This window comes from Streptomyces sp. NBC_00878 (assembly GCF_026341515.1).
GTDB lineage: Bacteria > Actinomycetota > Actinomycetes > Streptomycetales > Streptomycetaceae > Streptomyces.
Map to the genome: position 1 here is coordinate 1 of NZ_JAPEOK010000002.1, position 20,290 is coordinate 20,290.

Genomic DNA, 20,290 nt, shown 5'->3' on the forward strand with positions numbered 1-20,290 from the left:
GTGAGCAGGTGGCGGCTTTCGGGCCGGGAGCCTTGTTCGTCGAGATCGGCCCTGATGGCTCGCTGTCGCGTCTGACCGGGGGAGTGAGTGCTGCTGAGCCGTTGACCGCGCTGGCCCACATGTGGGTGCACGGTGTGCCGGTCGACTGGGCTCCCTACACCGGTGGCGGAACGCTGACGCAGGAAGTACCGACCTACCCCTTCCAACACGAACGGTACTGGGCAGGGCGCTCCGCCGGTCACCTGCTCCGGGCCCACTGGACGCCCCAGGAGCCGGCGGCCACCGGTGACGATGTGGACGTGCTCCGGCTCGAAGCGCCGGACGGGGACCCGGCGGCGGCCGCACACGAGCTCGCGAGGACCACCCTGGCCGCCGTGCAGCGGGCCCTGGCCGAGGACCGGCGCCTGACCGTGCACACCGACGGTTCGCTCGCGGCGTCGGTGGCCCGCGGGCTGGTGCGCTCGGCGGCGTCCGAACACCCCGGCCGGTACGAGCTGGCCGAGAAGCTCACCCTCGAACCGGTGGTGACCGACCCGGGCGCCCGGGTGGTGCTCGACGGCACGGTGCTGGTCACCGGCGCCTCCGGGGTGCTCGCCGGTCTGCTGGTACGTCACCTGGTTGCCGAGTACGGCGTATCCGGGGTCGTGCTGCTGTCCCGGTCCGAACCGGACGTCGCCGGACTCGGCGTGCCGGTGTCGTGGGTGCGCGGCGACGTCAGCGACCGATCGGTGGTCGAGGCGGCGCTGACGGGCCGGGAGTTGTGCGGAGTGTTCCACGTCGCGGGCGGTGTCGACGACGGTGTGGTCAGCGCCCTGAGCCCGGAACGGCTGGACGCCGTGCTTGCGCCGAAGGTGGACGGCGCGTGGCATCTGCACGAGGCGACCGTGGGGATGCCGCTGAAGGCGTTCGTCGTCTACTCGTCCGCGGCCGGTGTGCTGGGCGCGGCGGGACAGGCCAACTATGCCGCCGCGAACACGTTCCTGGACGCCCTGATCGAGTACCGCCGCGACCGTGGTCTGCCTGGCCTGTCGGTTGCGTGGGGCCTATGGGAACAAGCCACCGGCATCACCCGGGACCTGGCATCCCGGCACGCCGGGACCGGCGGGCTGCCTACCGAGGTGGCTCTCCGCCTGCTCGACACCGCGATGAGAGGGTCGGCGCCGGTGGTCGTTGCGGCGGCGGGGGACCCCCGCACCTCGCCGAGCGGGCACGACACCAAGGGCCCGGCGGCCCTGACCGGTCTGCCGCCCGAGCGCCGGCGCCGGGCGCTGCTCGACCTCGTCCAGAACCGGGTCACCTCGACGCTCGGACTGTCCCGGGCGGCCGACCCGGGACGGGCGTTCACCGACCTGGGCTTCACCTCCCTGACCGCCCTCGAACTGCGCAACAGCATCGCGGAAGAGACCGGGCAGCCGCTGCCGGCCAGCCTTGTCTTCGATCACCCGAACGCCGGGGCGCTCGTCGGCTACCTGGACGGCCTGCTCGCGCCCGAGGCCGGCACCGCCCCCTCCGGCCCGGCGGCCGACCCACTCGCAGCCGCGGTCGCGGCGCTCGAACAGGCCCTGGCCGGAGTCGATCCGGTCGGCCCGCAGGCCGTGGCCACCGTCGCGCGGCTGCGGGTGCTCCTCGCCGGGCAGCCGGACACCCCGCCCGGCAACGGCTCCGCCGCCACACTGAACACCGCCAGCGCCGACGACCTCCTCGACTTCATCGATCGGGAGTTCGGCAAACCCCTGACGTAGAGCCCTGTCCCAGGCCCCGGAGGAAGAATCGTGGATACCCGACTGCTCAACCAGAACGACATCGAGCGACTGCTGACCGTCCTCGGTCGCGACGCGGTCATGGACAAACTCATCGACGCCCTGCACGACGGGTTTGCCGCCCTCGGGCGCGGTGAGCACGACGAACCGCCGCCGCGCACCGGCTTCGTCCGTGGCGCCGACGTGCCCGGGGTCATCGAGCTGATGCCGCACAGGGCGCCCGGCGACAGCGTCACGCTGAAGACGATCTCCTACAACCCGGAGAACCGGGAGCGGTACGGCATGCCCACGGTCGTCGGCACGCTCGCCCGCATCGACGACAACAGCGGCCGGCTGCTGGCGCTGGCCGACGGCGGCCTGCTGACCGCGATGCGCACGGGGGCGGTCGCGGCCGTGGCCAGCCGGTTGCTGGCCGCCCCCGGCAGCCAGGTGCTCGGCCTGGTGGGTGCGGGCGCCCAGGCCGTCACTCAGGCGCACGGGCTGAGTCGCGCGTTCCCGCTCAGGAAGATCGTCGTCAGCGATATCGTGCCCGAGCACGCGGCGTCGTTCGCCCGGCGTGCGGCATTCCTGGGCCTGCCCGTCGAGATCGCGTCGCCGGAGCGGGGCATGGCCGAGGCCGACATCGTCAGCACGGTCACCTCGGTGCCCTGCGAGGAGCCGCCGGTCGTCCCGGACGGTCCACATCTGGAGCATCTGCACGTCAACGCCATGGGAGCCGACGAGCCGGGCAAGAAGGAGCTGCCACGCGAGCTGCTTGAGCGGGCGTTCATCTGCGTCGACCACCCCGGCCAGGCACGGACGGTCGGGGAGTTCCAGCAGCTGCCGGACCGGGCGCTCGGGCCGTCGCTGGCGTCGCTCTGCGCCGACCCCGCCGCCGCGGGCCCGTACGCGGGCCGGCTCAGCGTGCTCGACTCGACTGGCAGCGCGTTCGCCGACCACATCGCCTTCGGGGTCCTGCTGGCCTTCGCCGACGAGCTCGGGCTCGGGCACAAGTTCGCCCTGGAATGCGACCCCGAGGACGCTCTCGACCCGTACTCGCTGCCGTACCGCCGCACTTCGCCTGCCTGACAGGAGAATGCTGCTGTGATCGGTCCCTCGCTCGACAGCGACCTGTGGGTCCGGCGGTTCCACCCGGGACCGCCCGATGCCACCCGGCTGGTCTGCTTCCCGACAGCGATCGAGGATACGGAGAGCAGGAGAAAGCGCCTCATCCGCAACCTGGAACTGGTCGAGACGCCCGACCGGGAGTTCCTTCGAGACGTCAACGAGCGCCGCGCGGAGCTGCTGACGCAGAAGGAGAGCCTGCAGCAGTAGCTGGTGGAGCTGGCTGTTCGAAGCCTTGCGGCTGGAGATCCACTACGACGGAGCGACAAACGAGGCCCTGTGCCGTATCACCCTGACCGGCGACACGATCGAAGCAGTCGCGCGGGCTACGCACGAAACGGCGGCATCCCGTTGTCCCGGGATGCCGCCGATCGCGACAAGCACTACCAGAAGGGGAAGACCGGGATGAAAAACCAATCACGATCTTGCAACCATCTGCGAAGTGTCCCTGGGGGGCGCCGTCCTGCGGGGCGCCTTTCAAGGCAACGGGCTCAGGGCTTGCTGAACCGCAACTCAGGTTTTACTCAGGAGCAAGTGAGCCTGCGGGAAGGGGCGTTGGGCCTCCGGCGGGGCCGTTTGCCGTAGGCGGGCCGTCTCGGTGAAGCCTGTCTTGGTCAGAATGTCCGCGACGCGGTCGGGGGACCAGTGGTAGGCGAGTGCCACCTTGTGGTCGAAGGACTCGGCGAGCTCCGAGGGGTCGTCGTGGGCCTGGAAGGCGAGCAGCAGGCGGCCGCCGGGCGCGAGGACCCGGTGGAACTCCGCGCATACCTGGGGGAGTTGCTCCGGTGGGGTGTGGATGATCGAGTAGCGGGCGAGGACACCGCCGAGGCCGCCGTCCGCCAGGTCCAGGGCGGTCATCGACCCCACCTCGAACCGCAGCTCCGGATGGGCCGCCCGGGCGATCGCGATCATCTCCGGCGACAGGTCGACGCCGGAGGCGTCCAGGCCGAGCGAGTGGAGTAACCCGGTCACATGGCCCGGTCCGCAGCCGAGGTCGGCGACCGGACCGCCGCCGTCGGCCCGGACGAGGTCGGCGAACGCGTTGAGCATCGCCCGGTCCAGCGGATGGTCCTCCAGACCGTTGGCGAAGAGTTCGGCATAGAGGCCGGCCATGGCGTCGTAGGCCGTTCGGGTGGTGCGCAGGAAGTCTGGTTCGATCATGGGTGCGTACCGTAGTACGCCCCACTGACATCAGGCCCTCGGGTTCTCCACCTCGCCGTGGTGGCGCGCCCGAGAGGCGAGCAGTGCGCCCACGAAACCGGTGACCAGCCCCCAGAGCAGCGCGAAACCGAGCGCGCCCCACAGTTGTGGCCGTAGGAAGAGGTCGCCGGACAGGCCGCCGCCGACGTCGCCGATGCCGAGCAGCGACAAGCCGTAGTGCGCGTCGACGCGGCCGATGAGGCAGACCGTGAGCACCGTGAGGGCGAGCGCCACCGCCATGTGCACGGCGTGCTGCCAGGCCCGTGTCCGGGCCGGTGAGCGTTTGGCCATCAGGAACGCGACAGCCAGCAGCAGCACGGCGTCGACGACCACGAGCCACCACACCCTGCCGTCCTGTTCGGCGAGCGTCCGCAGGTTGAGGATCGAGAGGTCGGGCGTACGCAGCACGCTGTCCAGCACCTGCGGCATCGGCAGCCCGAACGGACCCTCGACACGGCCCTCCCAGGAGGCGCCGAGACCGATGGTGAACACGAGCCAGACGAGGTTCGGCAGCCCGAGGAGAACCACGGCGAGCGTCTCCGGCGCATGACCGCGCGTCACCGCCACCACCAGGGCGATGACCACACCCAGGGCGACGAGCGCGAGAAGCAGCACGACCATGGCGTACGCGGCCGGCCGTACCGACTCCTGGAATCGGAGCAGCCGGGCCGGGAGCGGGGCCCGGGGCGACACCAGCAGCGCGATGACGATGACGCCCGCCAGCCACAGCAGGCCGAACGCCAGCGTGACCGGCACGTCGGCCTTGAAGCCGACCCGGGGTGACGATGCCCCGAAGATGTCACCGATGTCGGAGAGCGTGCCCTCGCCCAGCGAGATCGCGAAGGTCTGGCGGGCCGACAGCGCCAGAGCGGTCAGCGCGGCGAGCCACACAACGGCGAGCCGGGCGGCCCAGCCGGCCAGTTCGCGGGCGCCGGCGACGGCCCGGTGGCGCAGCGGCCGGAGGAATCCGGCGGCGACGACCAGGACTCCGGGGAGGGTGACCGACAGGGGAATGACGGTCAGTCCCGCCTGGGTCTCGGCGAGCGCCCCGGCGTCCCCCGTGAGCTCCAACGAGCCGCCGACCGCCACCACCACGGTGGCCGCGACGACCCGAGGGAACGCGCCGTCCGGTAGATCGGCTGCCCCGGCGGCCCATAGGCCGAGCGCGGCGACCACGACCATGGTGAACAGCCCGGCCAGGACCGTCACCAAGGCGTGGATCCAGCCGTGGACCCAGCCTTGGGCGGTCACCGCCTGGTCAGGGGCTGTCTGAAGGCTCACGCTGCCACGCTAAGCAGGCTGTTGGCAGCGCGCCCGCCGAGAGGGCCGACCGCGTCGGCTTGCGGGCGGTACGGGACTGGAGCACACAATGATCTCGTTGTGGAACAAAGCGGCATGAAACACATGAAGTGCCGCAGAATCCCTACGCCCGGAAGAAGAGCTCGTGAGCGTCGAACCGCCGTCCTCCGGCCGCCCCACAGGACCTCCCTCCGGCCCCTTGTCGGGGCCGACCCGGCCGAACCCCACGCCGCCGCCTCCGGGCGACGGCGCCCCGTCGGGGCCGCCGGCCGGCGGATCGGGTGGCGGTCCTTCCGGCCCTTCGGGTCCCTCCGGGCCTTCCGGTGGCAGTCCCGGCGGACCCACTGGTCCGGGTGGTCCGGGCGGACCGGGCGGACCGGGCGAGCCCGGCCAGGGCTCCGGGAAGGGCTCCGGGAAGGGCTCCGGGAAGGGCCCCGACCGCGCCTGGTGGAAGTCGGCGCCGCGTGTCGCCGTCATCGCCGCCGCGGTCGTTGTCGCCGTGACCCTGGTGGTCGTCTTCACCCGTCCGGACGACGGCACCTCGGGCTCGGGCGGTGGCGAGGTTTTCCTCCAGGCCGCGGGCAAGACGGGTCCCGACCCGTTCACCGAGTCGACCGCCGAGGAGAGCTCGGCCCCGCCCGTGACGCCCTCGCCGACGGAGACCGCCGAGTCCGCCAACGTCACGCGGGCCGTGGAGGGTTCGGCCCCCGGTCTCTACGGCGGTACGAGGGAGGTAGCCAGTTGCGACGTCGAGAAGCAGATCGACGGGCTGCGGCAGACCCCCGCCAAGAACCAGGCGTTCGCCTCGGTGCTGGGCCTCCAGCCCGCCGGTGTCCCCGCGTATCTGCGCTCGCTCACCCCCGTGCAGCTGCGGATGGACACCCGCGTCACCAACCACGGCTACCGCGACGGCAAGGCCACCAGCTACCAGGCGGTCCTGCAGACCGGCACCGCCGTCCTCGTCGACGACCGCGGCGTGCCCAGGGTGCGGTGTGCGTGCGGCAACCCGCTGCTGCCGCCGGTCGCGCTGAAGACCACCCCCAAGCCGACCGGCGACTCCTGGCCCGCCTACCGGCCGTCGAACGTCGTGGTCGTCACTCCCGCGCCCCAGGTCATCGACATCTTCGTCATCTACGACCCGGACAGTGGTGAGTGGTTCAACCGGCACAAGGGCGACACCGGTGGCAAGGACCAGAAGACGGATCCGCCGGTGAAACGGCCCTCGCCGTCCGTGAGTTCGCTGTCGCCGAGTTCCCCGTCGGCGACGCCCTCGTCACCGTCACCGGAGACCGAGTCGCCCTCGTCCGAGCCTCCGTCGGCGGAGACCTCTGCCTCGGCGCCGGACTCCGCGTCGGCCGACATCACGACGGAGTCCGCCTCCAGCTACAGCGCCTCGGAGTCGGAAGAGACCTCCCCGGGGCTCTGAGCGCCGCCCCGCTCCGGCAGTCCACTCGGCGTGGCCGGCCTCCGCGAGGCAGGGGGAGCGGGACGTGCTCGTCGGGGGCCTGCGGGACATGCGGCTGACGTACGCGCGGCACAGCGGCCACGCGGACTTCCTTCGCGAGCGCATCGACGGACGGGTCGGTCAGTGGCCTCCGCTCCGCCGCACCAGGATCAGCTCGTGCAGATACCGCTTGGTGACGCTGCCTCCGTGACGGGTGTCGATCAGTTCCCGGATGGAGCTCAACAGGCCCTGGCGGGCCGACGGTTCCAGTGCGCGGTGATTCGAGTACGTCAGCAGCACGTCGATATAGCCCTGGGTGGTGTACGTGATCTCCTGTGCGAACCGGAGTGACTCGACCCGGCCCAGCGCCTCCAACTCCCTTGTGTCCGTGGCTGTTTCGGCGTCGGTCGACTGCCGTAGACCGGGGGGAGTAGCCGGATCCCAGCGCTCGTAGCAGTCCTGGACCTCGACGAAGAAGTCACGGCTGCCGCCCGCTGTGTGGTGCGTGATGACGAGGCCGAGCGTGCCGTCCGGGCGGAGCGCGTCCGCCGCCTTGGTGAGTCGCGTCTCGGGGTCGAGCCAGTGGAACGACGTCGCGGCCACCATCAGGTCGAAGGGCTCGCGGGGCAGGGGCCATTGCTCGAAGTCGGCCACCTCGACGTGCGCATGGGGGAACGCCCGCAGATTGCGCCGCGCCACTGCCGCCATCGACGGGCCCAGCTCCACGGCCGTGATCCGACAGCCCAACTCGGCCAGAGGGACGGTCAGTTGACCGGTGCCCGGGCCGAATTCCAGGACCCGGCTGTCCGGGCCCAGGCCCACGTGTGCGGCCAGCGCCCGGACCAGAGCCGGTGGGTACGAGGGGCGCGCCCGGTCGTACAGCTCGGCGTCCTCGTCGAAAATGCCACGCAGCGAAGCAGTCATGCGGCACCGCCGACCTGAGCGCTCCGGTCGCAGCGGTCGCTCCGGTCGCCGTGGGCACTTCGGTCGCCGTGGGCACTTCGGTCGTCGCTGTCACTTCGGTCGTGCCGCAGATCGCGGAAGAACGCCCGGACATCCCCGACGAGCAGATCCGGTTCCTCCATCGCCGCGAAATGCCCGCCCCGGTCGAACTCCGTCCACCGCACGATGTTCTCCGTGCGGTCCGCGATGTGCCGCAGCGGGATGAAGTTGTCCCAGGGGAAGACGGCGAGGGCGGTGGGTGCCGACGACGGCTGCACGGGTCCGCCCCAACCGTCCGCGTGTGCCCGCTCGTAGTAGATCCGCGCCGATGAACCCGCCGTCCCCGTCAGCCAGTACAGCATCACGTTCGTGAGCAGCTGGTCCCGGTCGACGGCGTCCTCCGGGCGCTCGTTCGAGTCCGTCCACTCCTTGAACTTCTCGGCGATCCAGGCGAGTTGGCCGACGGGCGAGTCGGTGAGCCCGTAGGCGAGGGTCTGCGGCCGTGTCATCTGGAGGACGGCGTACCCCAGCCGCTCGCGGGTCCACTCCTCGTTGCGCCGCCACGAGGCGAGCGTCTTCTCACGTTCCCGCGGGCTCAGCGCGGCCAACTCCTCGGGGGCCGGCTCGGCGGTCGCGTGGGCGCCCGGCAGCAGGTTCAGATGCACGCCGACCACCCGGTCGGGGAAGGCACGGCCGAGCTCACGGGAGATCCCCGCGCCCCAGTCGCCGCCCTGCGCGCCGAAGCGCCGGTAGCCGAGCCGGTCCATCAGCCCGGCGAACGCGGCGGCGACGCGACGGTGGTCCCAGCCCGTGTCCCGCGTGGGCCCGGACAGAGTGAACCCCGGAATGCTCGGCACCACCACGTGGAACGCGTCGGCCGGATCACCGCCGTGGGCGCGTGGATCGGCCAGCGGCCCGACGACATCCAGGAACTCGACGATCGAGCCCGGCCAGCCGTGCGTGATGAGCAGCGGGGTCGCGTCCGGTTCGGGTGAGCGGATGTGCGCGAAGTGGACGTTCGCCCCGTCGACCGTCGTCGTGAACTGGGGCCACTCGTTGAGCCGGGCCTCGGCCGCCCGCCAGTCGTACGTGTGCCGCCAGTACCGTACGAGCTCCTTCAGATAGTCGCGCGGGATCCCGTACTCCCAGCCCACGCCCGGCAGTTCGTCCGGCCAGCGGGTGCGGTCGAGGCGTGCGTGCAGATCGTCGAGGTCGGCCTGGGGGATGTCGAGGAGGAATGGGCGGATGGTGTCGCCGTCCGGGGAGTTCATGGCGGGCCATGCTAGTTCCGTACCGAGATCCGGTCGCGCGAATAAAAGCCGTGGTCACCGGCCGGTCGGGCGGTCACGGGAGCCGTCCGGCCGGCTCACCTGAGTGTGGCGAGTGCGGGTGGCCGACCGTCGTGCCGGTGGCCGCCGTGCCGGTCGTCTCACTCGCCCGCGTAGGCCTTCTCCAGAGCGGCGACGTCGATCTTGTGCATCTTGAGCATCGCCTGCATGGCCCGATCCGCCTTCTGCTGGTCCGCGTCGCTGATCATCTCGATCAGCCTGACGGGGGTGACCTGCCAGGAGACGCCGAACCTGTCCTTCAGCCAGCCGCAGGGGCCCTCCTCGCCGCCGCCCTCGGTGAGCGCGTTCCAGTAGAAGTCCACCTCGGCCTGGTCGTCACAGCGGACCTCGAAGGAGATGGCCTCGCTGAACTTGAACTGCGGGCCGCCGTTGAGGGCGTAGAACTTCTGGCCGTTGGCCTCGAACTCGACGGTCAGTACGGAACCGGGCTCGCCGGGTCCTACCTCGCTGTAGCGGAGGACCGCGCCGAGGCGGGAGTTCTTGAAGACCGAGACGTAGAAGTTCGCGGCCTCCTCGGCCTGACCGTCGAACCACAGACACGTGGTGAATCCGTCGGTGTTCATGGGCACCTCCTGAAGCGGGAAGCTGTCACCTCTATAGACGGATCCTCGTGCGAAAACTCATCGGTGGCTCGGCACCCGGTCCGGGCACAAGCGCTTCCCTCACTCGTTCGCCCCGGGTGCCTCGATCGCCTGCGCCCGGTGGTCGCCGGGCTTTCCCCGGGCTTCCCGCGGCTTCCCCGGGCCGCGTAACGGCTCCGTTTCCCCGGTTAATTTCCGTGCCCGGAGGGTTGGCGTGGCGGTGTCGGCTGGTTATCGTTCACGCACTTCACTCAATCGTTCCGCTGAACGAATAGCGGGAAGGACGGTCGGTCCATGCCCGACATCCACCACCCAGGACGGCGCTCCGTCCTCGCCGCGGCCACGGCGGGCGCCGCGTCGCTCGGTGCGTCCTGGCTGCTCACCGGCTGTACGGGGGCCTCGGCCGCCCCCGTGCTGCCCACGGACGCGAAAGGGGGCAGCCCCGACCGCGGCGGCACCCTCCGCATAGCCCGGCCGCCCGCCTCCGACGCCGAGACCCTCGACCCGGCGAGCGCCCTGTCCGCGTACGAGTACCTGGGCGCCCTCTACAACCGCTTGGTCCGCGTCGGCGCCAACGGCGACCTCGTCCCCGACCTCGCCGAGTCCTGGGAACCGGACGCCAAGGCGCGCACCTGGACCTTCCGTCTCCGCGCGGGCGTCACCTTCCACAACGGCCGGACACTCACCTCCGCCGATGCCGCGTACACCCTGCGCCACATCCTCGACAAGGCGACCGCGTCCCCGCAGGCGGCCGTCCTCGCCCCGCTCATCGACCCCGGGAAACTTCGCACGCCCGACGCCCGCACCCTCGTCGTACCGCTCAAGACCCCCAACGCGGAGTTCCCGAGCCTCCTCACGCACTACAACTGCTACGTCATCCCCGACGGCAGCGCCGGCGGCATCGGCCGCACGGGCATCGGCACCGGCCCCTTCAAGCTGGAGTCGTTCATGCCCGCGGGCCCGGGACGGATCACCGCGTACGAGGACCACTGGGGCGGTCGCCCGGTCCTGGACGCCATCGACTTCTACTCCGTCGCCGACATGTCGGCCCGCTCGAACGCCCTGCTCGCCGGGCAGGTCGACCTCCTCTCGCAGACCAACCTGGACTTCGCGACCGCCCGTGTCGTCGCCGCCTCCGACCGCGCCACGATCGCCCGCGTCGAGAACGCCCAGTGGTACGTGCTGCCGATGCTGACCACGGAGAAGCCCTTCACCGACGTACGCGTCCGGCAGGCGATGAAGCTCGCCTACGACCCCGAGCACGTCGTGAAGGTCGCCCTCCAGGGCGCGGGCACGGCCGGCTGGGACAACCCCGTGCCGCCGAGCGACCCCGCCCACATCACCGCCCACCCGAAGCACGACCCGGAACAGGCCCGGCACCTGCTGAAGAAGGCGGGGCACGAGGGCCTGACCCTCGACCTCTACACGTCCTCGTACGACCCGGTCTTCACGCCCATGGCCCTCGCCTACCAGGACTCGGCCAAGCGCGCCGGGATCCGAATACGGGTGAAGACGGCCTCGGCGGACTCGTACTACACGCAGATCTGGATGAAGAAGCCGCTCATGGCCACCTACTGGTACACCGGCAGACCCGTCGACCAGCTCTTCACCCAGGTCTTCCGCAGCGGCTCCTCGTACAACGAGACCGCCTGGTCGGACAAGGCGTTCGACGCGCTGCTCGACCGGGCCCGCCAGGAGACCGACGACGAACGGCGGCGCGAGCTGTACGGCGAGGCGCAGACCTTCGTCGTCGAGAAGGGCGGGGCGATGACCCCGATGTTCGCCGACCGGCTCGTCGGCCTCTCGCGCAAGGTACGCGGATACGCCGAGCACGGCTTCGAGTTCGACTACCTCGGCATCGGTCTGAGGGGGGCCTGAGCATGTTCTCCTTCATAGCCCGCAGAGCGGGCGCCGCCATCGGCACGCTCTTCCTCTCCTCCGTCCTCGTCTTCCTCGCCGTACAGGCCCTGCCCGGCGACGTCGCCACCCAGGTCCTCGGCAGGGACGCGACCCCGGACGCCGTCTCCGCCCTCCGCGAGAAACTGAAACTCGACCAGCCCGCCTGGGAGCGGTACGTCGACTGGATCGGCGGCGCCCTGCACGGCGACTTCGGCCTCTCCCTCGTGTCCGGCAAGGCGGTCGGCGGCGAAGTCGGCCTGTACCTAGGCAACTCCGCACTCATCGCCCTGGTGACCGTCCTCTTCGCCGTCACCGGCTCGATCGTCCTCGGCATCCTCGCGGGCCTGTACCGCGACCGCTGGCCGGACCACCTGATCTCCACGGTCAGCCTGGTCGGGATGAGCGTCCCCGAGTTCGTCGTCGCCACCGTCCTGGTGCTCTGCTTCTCGGTCGCCCTGCCGTGGTTCCCGGCGGTCGTCCTGTACGGCCCCGAGGCGAGCGTCGGCCAACTCATGCCCGCCGTATGGCTTCCCGCCCTCGCGCTCGCCGTCGTCATGGCCGCGTACATCGTCCGGATGGCCCGCACGTCCGTCATCGACGTCATGGCGAGCGAGTACGTCACCACGGCCCGTCTCAAGGGCCTGTCCACCTGGCGGGTCGTCACCCGGCACGCGCTGCCCAGCGCCCTGCTCCCGACGCTGCACGTCATCGCACTCAACGTCGCCTGGCTGGCTGGCGGAGTCGCGGTCGTCGAGAACGTCTTCAACTACCCCGGCATCGGCAAGCTGATGCTCGCCTCCGTGCAGAACCGGGACCTGCCCGTCATCCAGGCCATCGCACTGATCAGCGCGGTCGTGTACGTCGTCTGCAACCTCGCCGCCGACCTCGGCGCCATGGCCCTCAACCCCAAGCTCCGTACGCGCGGGAGGACCCGATGACCACCCTCGACACCCCGGCGGCAGCGTCGGCCGTCCCCGTCGCACCACCTTCCGCGGCGGTCCGCGCCTGGCGCACGGTGCGCTCCTCGCGGGCGGCCACCATGGGCCTCGCGATCGTCGCCGTGCACGTGGTGATCGCACTCCTCGCACCGGTCCTCACCTCGTACGACCCCATCGCCAACAACGCCGACCAGGCGCTGCTCGGACCGAGCGGGGAACACTGGGCAGGGACCGACCAGTACGGCCGCGACGTCCTGGCCCGCGTCCTGTACGGCGGCCGGTACGCCCTCGGCGTCTCCGTCGCCGCCACGCTCGTGACGCTGCTGATCGGCACGGTCGTGGGATGCGCGGCAGCCCTGCGCGGCGGCTGGTTCGACGACGTACTGGGCCGGGTCCTCGACGCTGTCCTCTCCGTCCCGTCGGTCCTGGCGCTGCTGGTCATCGTCACGGCACTCGGCACCGGCCCCTCGGTCATCGTCCTCGCGATCGCCGTCGTGTACGTCCCCCAGGTCGTACGCGTCGTGCGCGGCGCCGCGCTGGCGGTCGTGCCCGCCGACTACGTCACCGCGGCGCGGGCCAGGGGCGAGTCCACCTGGGCGATCCTGCGGCGCGAGATCCTGCCGAACATCACCGACGTCGTGTGCGTCGAGTTCGCGATGCGGGCCTCGTGGGTCGTGCTGCTGATCTCCTCGCTGTCCTTCCTCGGCTTCGGCGCCGATCCGCCCACCCCGGACTGGGGCCTGATGGTCGCCGAGAACCGCACCGCCATCACCGTCGTCCCGATGGCGAGCCTCGCACCGATCATCGCCCTGGCCACACTCGTGGTGGGGCTCAACCTCGCGGCCGACGGCCTCTCCAAGGCGTGGGGCGTCGACCGGATCAGGGAGGGGTCCTGATGACCGCGATCGTGTCGGTGGACGCACTGTGCGTGGCCTACCGTTCGGGCGGGCGCGATGTGCCGGTGGTGCGCGAGGTGTCCCTCGACGTGCTGCCCGGACAGACCCACGCGCTGGTCGGCGAGTCGGGCAGCGGCAAGTCGACCGTCGCGGCGACGCTGCTGGGGCACCTGCGGCACGGGTCGCGGGTGACAAGCGGTTCGGTGCGCGTCGGCGGAGCCGACGTATTCGCCCTGCCCGCACGGGAGTTGAGGCGGCTGCGGGGCGGGACCGTCGCCATGGTCGCGCAGAACGCGGGGCACGCGCTCACCCCTTCCATGCGCATCGGACGGCAGATCGCGGAAGTGGGCGGAGACGTCCCCGTCGTGGACCTCCTCGAACAGGTCCGGCTGCCCAGCCCCGCCGAACTCGCCCGCCGCTACCCGCACGAACTCTCCGGCGGCCAGCAACAGCGCGTCGCCATCGCCATGGCGATCGCCGCCCGCCCGAAGGTCCTCGTCCTGGATGAGCCGACGACCGGCCTCGACGTCATCACTCAGCGTGGGGTCCTCGACCTCGTCGGAGCGCTCCGTGACGAACTCGGCCTGGCCGCCGTGCTGGTGAGCCACGACCTCGGCGTCGTAGCGCACATGGCCGACGAGGTGACGGTGTTGCGGTCCGGCCGGGTGGTGGAGGCGGCACCGACTGGTCGGTTGTTCGCGGCACCCCAAGACCCGTACACCAGACGGCTGTTGGCGAGCGTGCCGCGGCTGGACGACGAGGGGCTCGCACTCGTGGGTGAGGCGGGGGAGCGGGAGGTACGGCCGAAGGCCGTCGTGTCCGGCGAGGCTCCCGTCGCCGTGTCCGCGCGGGACGTCACGATCGACTACGGGTCCGCGCGTGCCGTGGACGGCGTCTCCTTCGACGTCCGGCGCGGTGAAGTCCTCGCCCTCGTGGGGGAGTCGGGCAGCGGCAAGTCCACGCTCGCCTGGACACTCGCGGGGCTGCGGACGCCGTCCGGCGGCACGATGACGCATGGGTCGGGTGCCCACGAGTCCGGCGTCCGGGAGTCCGGCACCCACGAGTCGGGTGCGCATGAGTCGGGTGCGCATGAGTCGGTCGCGCATGAGTCCGGCGACCTCGCCCGGCCCGCCGGGAAGCGGCCGTTGTCGCTCCGGCGACGGGTTCAGCTCGTGTTCCAGAACGCCGATACGTCGCTGAATCCGCGTCGTTCGGTGGGGGACGCGGTGCGGCGGCCGTTGCGGTTCTTCGGCACGGCGGGCTCGCGGGCGGAGGCCGTCGATCGGGCTCGGCAGCTCATCTCCGACGTGCGACTCGATCCCGCGCTCGCCGAGCGGCTGCCCGCGCAGCTCTCCGGTGGGCAGCGGCAGCGGATCGGGATCGCGCGGGCGCTCGCGGGTGAGCCGGATGTGCTGATCGCGGACGAGATCACTACGGCGCTGGACGTGTCCGTGCAGGCCGATGTGCTGCGGCTGCTCGATGATCTGCGGCGGGAGCGGGAGTTGGCCTGTCTGTTCATCAGCCACGACCTGGCGGTCGTGCGGGGGCTTGCCGACCGGGTTGTCGTGCTGCGGCATGGGGTGGTGGTGGAGGAGGGGCCCACGGACGCGGTGTTCTCCGCGCCAGGGCATCCCTATACCCGGCAGTTGATGGCGGCCGTGCTTGAGCCCTCGCCGGGGGCGGGTTCTGTTGTCGACGGTGTCGAGGACTGGGCTGACGCGGCGGGGCCGGATGCCCTGTGGACCGACTGTGGGGAGGGGCATCGGGTTCGGCGGTGGGAGGGGGTGGGGTAGGGGATTTCGCCCCCGCCGCCCCTACCCTCCCCCACTCTCGGCTTCGCTCGAGCGGGGGGACCCCCATCGTCCCTTCTGGGGGCTGCGCCCCCAGACCCCCGCTGTCGGCCTGAACGGCCTCGTCCTCAAACGCCGGACGGGCTGGTGGTTAGCCTCTCCGGCGTTTGAGGAGCGGGGGTTCGGGGGCTGGCCCCCGAGTAGTGACGGGAACGGGTAGGGGCGGCGGGGGCGAAACACACCCCCCCCACCGCCGCACGCCGTACGTACAAGGAGCCCCGTGAAATACCGCGAGCACTTCGACCGGCAGGTCACACGTCAGGACGTCTGGATCCCCACCCGGGACGGGCGGACGCACCTGCACGCCCGAATCTGGCGCCCGACCGACGCCGAGGCAAAACCCGTGCCCGCCCTCCTCGAATACCTCCCGTACCGCAAGACCGACTGGACCGCCCCCCGAGACGCCCAACGCCACCCCTGGTACGCCGGCCACGGCTACGCCTCCGTACGCGTCGACATCCGCGGCCACGGCGACAGCGAGGGAACCCCCGGCGACGAGTACGACGCACAGGAACTCGCGGACGGTGTCGACGTCGTCAACTGGCTTGCCGCGCAGCCCTGGTGCACCGGCAAGGTCGGCATGTTCGGCATCTCCTGGGGCGGCTTCAACTCCCTCCAGATCGCCGCCCTCGCCCCCGAACCGCTGAAGGCGATCGTCACGGTCTGCTCGACGGACGACCGCTACGACAACGACGTGCACTACACGGGCGGCGCCGTCCTCGGCATCGACATGCTCGCCTGGGCGGGCACGATGCTGGCGTTCGCCGCCCGCCCGCCGGACCCCACGAGCGTCGGCGAGGACCGCTGGCTGCCGATGTGGCGCGAGCGTCTCGAAGCCCTCGACCCCTTCCTGCACACCTGGCTGGCACACCAGCAACGCGACGACTACTGGCGGCACGGCAGCGTCTGCGAGGACTACACGGCGATCGACGCGGCGGTCCTGGCCGTCGGCGGCTGGAACGACCCCTACCGCGACACCGTGCTGCGGCTCGTGGAACACCTGCCCGACGACCGAGTACGGGGGATCGTCGGGCCCTGGTCGCATCAGTACCCGGATCGCGGTCTGCCGCCCGGGCCCGCGATCGGGTTCCTCCAGGAGACCCTCCGCTGGTGGGACCAGCACCTCAAGGGCGAGGACACCGGCGTCATGCGCGAGCCCAAACTCCGCGCCTGGCTGAACGACCCGGTCCCGCCCGCCACTTCGTACGACGTGATGCCTGGACGTTGGGTGGGCGACCATAACTGGCCCTCCCCATCCGTCAGTTGGGACGAGCGGCCCCTCGGGGGGACCGCCGCCGCCCCCGTCCTCGTACGGTCTCCCCAGCACACCGGTCTCGACGCCGGGCGCTTCTTCCCCTTCGGCAACGCGAGTGATCTGCCGCCCGACCAGCGGGAGGAGGACGGCCGTTCGGTCTGTTTCGACTCGGGGCCGTTGGACGGGAGAGTGGAGATCCTGGGGCGTCCGCGCGTTCGGCTCCGGCTCGACAGTGCGGCACCGCGCGCCCACGTCGTCGCCCGCGTCTGCGACGTCGCGCCCGACGGCTCGTCCACCCTCGTCACCCGTGGCGTTCTCAACCTGCTGAGCAGGCACGGGCGCGACCGGGCCGTGGAGTGGACCCCGGGCACGTACGAAACCGTGGAGTTCGAGCTCAACGGCATCGGGTACGCCTTCCCGCCCGGCCACCGCATCCGGGTCGCCGTCTCGGACACGTACTGGCCCTGGGTGTGGCCGCACGGCGAGCGCGGCCAGTTGACCGTGCTGCCCGCCGAGAGCGCCCTGCTCCTTCCTGTTCGGGACCCCGCGTCGGACGAGGACGAGGACGGGGACGGACGTCGGGAGTCCATTCGTTTCGAAGAGCCCGAGCAGGCCCCGCCGCTGCCCGTTACCTACGAGCGGTCCGCCGAAGCGGCACCCGAGCGGCTGGTCACCTGTGACGTCGCGAAGGGCGAGTGGACGTTGGAGGTCGATCCCAACTACGGCGGATCGCGGGTCTACCCGGACGGGCTGCGCTACGAGGAGAGCGCCCGCGAGACGTACCGGATTCGAGCCGACGATCCGCTGTCGGCGCGGGCCGTCTCCGAGTGGGCGATCCGGCTGCGCCGCGGCGACGACTGGGACGCTGAGATCATGACGCGTACGGAGCTGCGGGCCACGGCCACGGAGTTCATCATGGACAGTCGCATGGAAACACGGGCGGACGGAGAAACAGTGGTCAAGCGCGCATGGCACCGCACCACCCCGAGGACGTCCGCGTGAAGGCCGCGAAGACGCCCCGCCGTGCCGTCGCCGCCGCCGACCGCACCCGCCAGCCCACCGAGGTCCGCCGCCGGCTCATCGTGGAGGCCGCCGTCCCGCTCATCGCGGAGCGCGGGTACGCCTCGGTGGGGGTTCGGGACGTCGCCGCCGCGGCCGGGGTGTCCGTGGGTACCGTCACGTACCACTTCGGCAGTGTGCAGGAGATCCTCTCCGAAGCGATGGTGCTGCACATCGAGCGCTACTACGCGGCGCTGAACGAGGCCGCCGAGCAGGCGGCCGGCAGTGGCGAGGCACTGCGGCTGCTCATCGACGCGCTGTTCACCGAGGACACCGACCGGCACTGGCGCATGTGGTTCGACTACTGGAGCGCGGGCGACCGTGGCCAGGACCCCGAGCAGGCCTTCGCCGTCGGCCAGGCCAAGCGGTACGAGGACTGGCACAGCCAGATCCGTGCCCTGGTCGAACGGGGCGTCGCCGACGGGGAGTTCGTCTGCGCCGACCCGGCCGGTTTCACCGTCCGCTTCGCCGCGCTCTCCGACGGGCTGGCCCTCCAGCGGTTGCGGCAGTCGCCCGCGCTGAGCACGGAGGACGCGCGTCGGCATCTGTACCGACTGGTCGAGTCCGAGCTGCGGACGGGCGGCCAGTAGCGCGTCGCAAGTTGCCGGTTCCTGTTCCCGGCCGCGGCACCGACGTCGTCATCGTCATCGTCGTCGTCACAGCGGGGCGCGGTAGGCCTCGAAGACCGTGAGCCGGGACGTGATCGTGTGTGACGCCGTGGTCAGCGCCACCAGCATCCGGGCGATGTTGCTGCCCGCCGTGGGTGCGACCACCGACAGCGCACCCGCGTACGGATGGTCGGCGCCCCGCACGGGCACCGCGACGGCGAGATAGCCCGGGCGGTGTTCCTCGATCTCCGTCGCGTAGCCCTGTTCCCTGATGCGGACCAACTCGTCGGGGAGCTGTGCGGCGGTCAGGGTACGGGGTGTGCGGCGGCGCATCAGCGGCACGACCGCGGGCAGCGGGTACTGGTCCGGGAGCATGGCGAGGGTCAGTTTTCCGGCGGCGGTGCTGTGCAGCTGGATGTGCCGCCCGCCCAGGCTGGAGCGGGCCCGGTTGCGGTGGCCACCGACGTTCTCGATGCACAGCAGTTCCGACGCGTTCGGTACGGACAGCGTGACGGCGTTGTCGAGGGCCTGCGCGAGGTTCTCGATGACGGGCCGTGCCGCCTCGCGCAGGGTCCGCTGACGGGGTGCGCGCAGGCCGATCTCGTACAGCTGCAGCCCGAGCCGGTAGTGGGAGCCCTCCCGCTCCAGGAGTTCGCCGGCGACCAGCTCCTGGCAGAGGCGGTGGACGGTGGCCTTCGCGACTCCGGTGCGGGTCGTGAGCTCGGTGAGGCTGAGCGAGAAGTCGTTGTCCCGGAAGGCACCCAGAATGAGCCCGACCTTGCCGAGGACCGTCTTGGGAGGCTCCTCGTCCGTCCTGGTCACTTCCTCGCGTTCACGGTGGGGCACTTCCTCGCGTTCACGGTGGGCGCGCGCAGTTGTCACGATCCGTCCTCCTCACCTCGGTGGCACATTCCCCGGAAGGGGCGGCCACCAGAACGAGGAGATGAAATATAGGCGCTCCTCAGTTTCGTGGCGATGTACTCGTTGTCACGTTTTCGACCGCGGGGTGCGGGGCCTGGGGGTGTCGCAGCGGGACGACGCCCACGGAGCGGCCGTCCCGGTCCAGGAGCCGCCCCATGTGTTTGACCGTGCGCAGCACCACCGAGCGGTCGCTGATGGTGAGGCGGGGCAACCGCCGCGAGAGGTGGGCCTCGAAGGCGTGCACGTCCCGCAGGTCGCGCAGCCAGACGTCGATCACCAGGTTGTGCGGTCCCGCCGTGATGGCGCAGGAGCGGACCTCGCGCACTCCGGACAGCACCTGGCTGGTCTCCTCCACGTACTGGCCCGGGACCGAGGCGAAGTAGACAGCGGACAGGGGCCAGCCCGACAGGGGGCGGGCGAGGTCGCAGCGCAGGCTCAGCCGGGCGGCGAGCAGTGACTGCAGTCTGCGGCGCACTGTAGTGAGGCTCGTGTCCGTCGCCGCCGAGAGGTCGCGCAGCGACATGCGTCCGTCCGTGCCCAGCAGCTCCAGCAGACGCGTGTCCAGGTCGTCCCATCGGCCCTCGGCCGCGTGCGCGGGCAGAGCGGACGGCGTGGCCGCCGCCTCGACGCGCGCGCTCTGGGCCTCGTCCAGACTGCGCAGCCGCCAGCGGCTGCCCTCGGTCGGCACGCCCGTCGACACGTGCGTACGTGTGGCCCGTACTCCCGGTGTCCGCTGGAACAGGAGGGCGGAGGCGCGCGCCAGTTCGTCCAGGCTGCGGGCCTGTACGGCTGCCACCAGATCCCGGCCGCCCGCCGTGAGCTTGATGTTCGCCACCGCCGGGTCCCGGGCGAACGCCATCGCCACGTCCTCGGCGAGGCCCGGCTCGGTGTCCACCTCCACCACGCCGGTCACCACGATCCGCGTGTTGGACAGCCGCGGATAGGCGGTCACCCAGGCCAGGCCCGCCTCCTCCAGCCGGTGCCAGCGGCGCGCGGCCGTGACCGGGTTGACCCCCAGCACCTCGCCGACGAGTGTCCACGGGGCCCTCGGGTGGATCTGCAGGACGTGGACGACACCCCGGTCCAGTTCGTCGAGCTCCATGGAGGCCCCCGCCGAGGCCCCGGCCCCTGCTTCTGCCGTTGCTTCCGTCGCGGCAGAATCCTGCACTCCCCGGGGTGGCGCTT

Annotated in this window: 17 protein-coding genes and 1 pseudogene; 11 read left to right on the forward strand and 7 right to left on the reverse strand. The window is 71.3% G+C overall.

Features of this window, described 5'->3' with window-relative positions:
* From OHA11_RS44540 to OHA11_RS44550, 3 genes are all read left to right on the forward strand, one after another.
* Positions 1-1,742, forward strand: a 1,742-nt coding sequence (locus OHA11_RS44540) for a beta-ketoacyl reductase (RefSeq protein ID WP_266507985.1), incomplete at its 5' end; no start/stop codon positions are given.
* Between the two features lie 30 nt (positions 1,743-1,772).
* Positions 1,773-2,828 (forward strand): ornithine cyclodeaminase family protein, encoded by a 1,056-nt coding sequence (locus tag OHA11_RS44545; RefSeq protein WP_266507986.1) that lies wholly within the window; start codon positions 1,773-1,775, stop codon positions 2,826-2,828.
* 15 nt (positions 2,829-2,843) lie between these two features.
* Complete coding sequence (locus tag OHA11_RS44550) at positions 2,844-3,074, forward strand: hypothetical protein (protein ID WP_266507988.1); 231 nt, start codon at positions 2,844-2,846, stop codon at positions 3,072-3,074.
* Between the two features lie 303 nt (positions 3,075-3,377).
* Here the strand turns inward: OHA11_RS44550 and OHA11_RS44555 are convergent, their stop codons facing one another.
* Positions 3,378-4,025, reverse strand: coding sequence for a class I SAM-dependent methyltransferase (locus OHA11_RS44555; RefSeq protein ID WP_266507989.1), 648 nt, complete (start codon positions 4,023-4,025; stop codon positions 3,378-3,380).
* Positions 4,026-4,055: 30 nt separating this feature from the next.
* Complete coding sequence (locus OHA11_RS44560; RefSeq protein WP_266507991.1) at positions 4,056-5,345, reverse strand: streptophobe family protein; 1,290 nt, start codon at positions 5,343-5,345, stop codon at positions 4,056-4,058.
* A gap of 163 nt (positions 5,346-5,508) precedes the next feature.
* On the opposite strand from OHA11_RS44560, the gene OHA11_RS44565 reads away from it, so the two are divergent.
* Together OHA11_RS44565 and OHA11_RS44570 are read left to right on the forward strand one after the other, a co-directional pair.
* The gene (locus OHA11_RS44565; RefSeq protein ID WP_266507992.1) at positions 5,509-6,789 is read left to right on the forward strand and encodes a DUF6777 domain-containing protein; all 1,281 of its coding nucleotides are present in this window, start codon (positions 5,509-5,511) and stop codon (positions 6,787-6,789) included.
* A gap of 100 nt (positions 6,790-6,889) precedes the next feature.
* Positions 6,890-6,952: pseudogene (locus OHA11_RS44570) on the forward strand (DUF664 domain-containing protein); the annotation flags it as partial.
* On the opposite strand, the gene OHA11_RS44575 reads toward OHA11_RS44570, so the two are convergent.
* The 3 genes from OHA11_RS44575 to OHA11_RS44585 form a co-directional block, all read right to left on the reverse strand.
* Positions 6,949-7,731, reverse strand: a complete 783-nt coding sequence (locus OHA11_RS44575; RefSeq protein ID WP_266507993.1) for a class I SAM-dependent methyltransferase — start codon at positions 7,729-7,731, stop codon at positions 6,949-6,951. The pseudogene OHA11_RS44570 and the gene OHA11_RS44575 overlap by 4 nt on opposite strands.
* Positions 7,728-9,020, reverse strand: coding sequence for an epoxide hydrolase family protein (locus OHA11_RS44580; RefSeq protein ID WP_266507995.1), 1,293 nt, complete (start codon positions 9,018-9,020; stop codon positions 7,728-7,730). Before OHA11_RS44580 ends, OHA11_RS44575 begins: the two co-directional genes overlap by 4 nt.
* Before the next feature lie 158 nt (positions 9,021-9,178).
* Positions 9,179-9,661, reverse strand: a complete 483-nt coding sequence (locus OHA11_RS44585; protein ID WP_266507996.1) for a VOC family protein — start codon at positions 9,659-9,661, stop codon at positions 9,179-9,181.
* 312 nt (positions 9,662-9,973) lie between these two features.
* On the opposite strand from OHA11_RS44585, the gene OHA11_RS44590 reads away from it, so the two are divergent.
* From OHA11_RS44590 to OHA11_RS44615, 6 genes are all read left to right on the forward strand, one after another.
* A complete protein-coding gene (locus OHA11_RS44590) occupies positions 9,974-11,557 on the forward strand; it encodes an ABC transporter substrate-binding protein (protein WP_266507997.1) in 1,584 nt (527 codons plus the stop codon).
* A 2-nt stretch (positions 11,558-11,559) separates the two neighbouring features.
* Entirely contained in the window at positions 11,560-12,516 is a 957-nt protein-coding gene (locus OHA11_RS44595; protein ID WP_266508002.1) for an ABC transporter permease, read from the forward strand.
* Positions 12,513-13,412: an ABC transporter permease gene (locus tag OHA11_RS44600; RefSeq protein WP_266508004.1), complete on the forward strand. Its 900-nt coding sequence runs from the start codon at positions 12,513-12,515 to the stop codon at positions 13,410-13,412. Before OHA11_RS44595 ends, OHA11_RS44600 begins: the two co-directional genes overlap by 4 nt.
* On the forward strand, positions 13,412-15,205 hold the full coding sequence (locus OHA11_RS44605) for an ABC transporter ATP-binding protein (RefSeq protein WP_266508006.1): 1,794 nt from the start codon (positions 13,412-13,414) through the stop codon (positions 15,203-15,205). The genes OHA11_RS44600 and OHA11_RS44605 overlap by 1 nt, the downstream gene beginning before the upstream one ends.
* Positions 15,206-15,482: 277 nt before the next feature.
* Positions 15,483-17,519: a CocE/NonD family hydrolase gene (locus tag OHA11_RS44610; protein ID WP_266508008.1), complete on the forward strand. Its 2,037-nt coding sequence runs from the start codon at positions 15,483-15,485 to the stop codon at positions 17,517-17,519.
* A complete protein-coding gene (locus OHA11_RS44615; protein WP_266508010.1) occupies positions 17,486-18,166 on the forward strand; it encodes a TetR/AcrR family transcriptional regulator in 681 nt (226 codons plus the stop codon). Before OHA11_RS44610 ends, OHA11_RS44615 begins: the two co-directional genes overlap by 34 nt.
* Positions 18,167-18,232: 66 nt before the next feature.
* Here OHA11_RS44615 and OHA11_RS44620 read toward each other — a convergent pair whose 3' ends face one another.
* Both OHA11_RS44620 and OHA11_RS44625 read right to left on the reverse strand, forming a co-directional pair.
* Positions 18,233-19,066, reverse strand: coding sequence for an IclR family transcriptional regulator (locus tag OHA11_RS44620; RefSeq protein ID WP_266508012.1), 834 nt, complete (start codon positions 19,064-19,066; stop codon positions 18,233-18,235).
* A gap of 79 nt (positions 19,067-19,145) precedes the next feature.
* Positions 19,146-20,207: an Lrp/AsnC family transcriptional regulator gene (locus OHA11_RS44625; RefSeq protein WP_266508013.1), complete on the reverse strand. Its 1,062-nt coding sequence runs from the start codon at positions 20,205-20,207 to the stop codon at positions 19,146-19,148.
* Between the last annotated feature and the right edge of the window lie 83 nt (positions 20,208-20,290).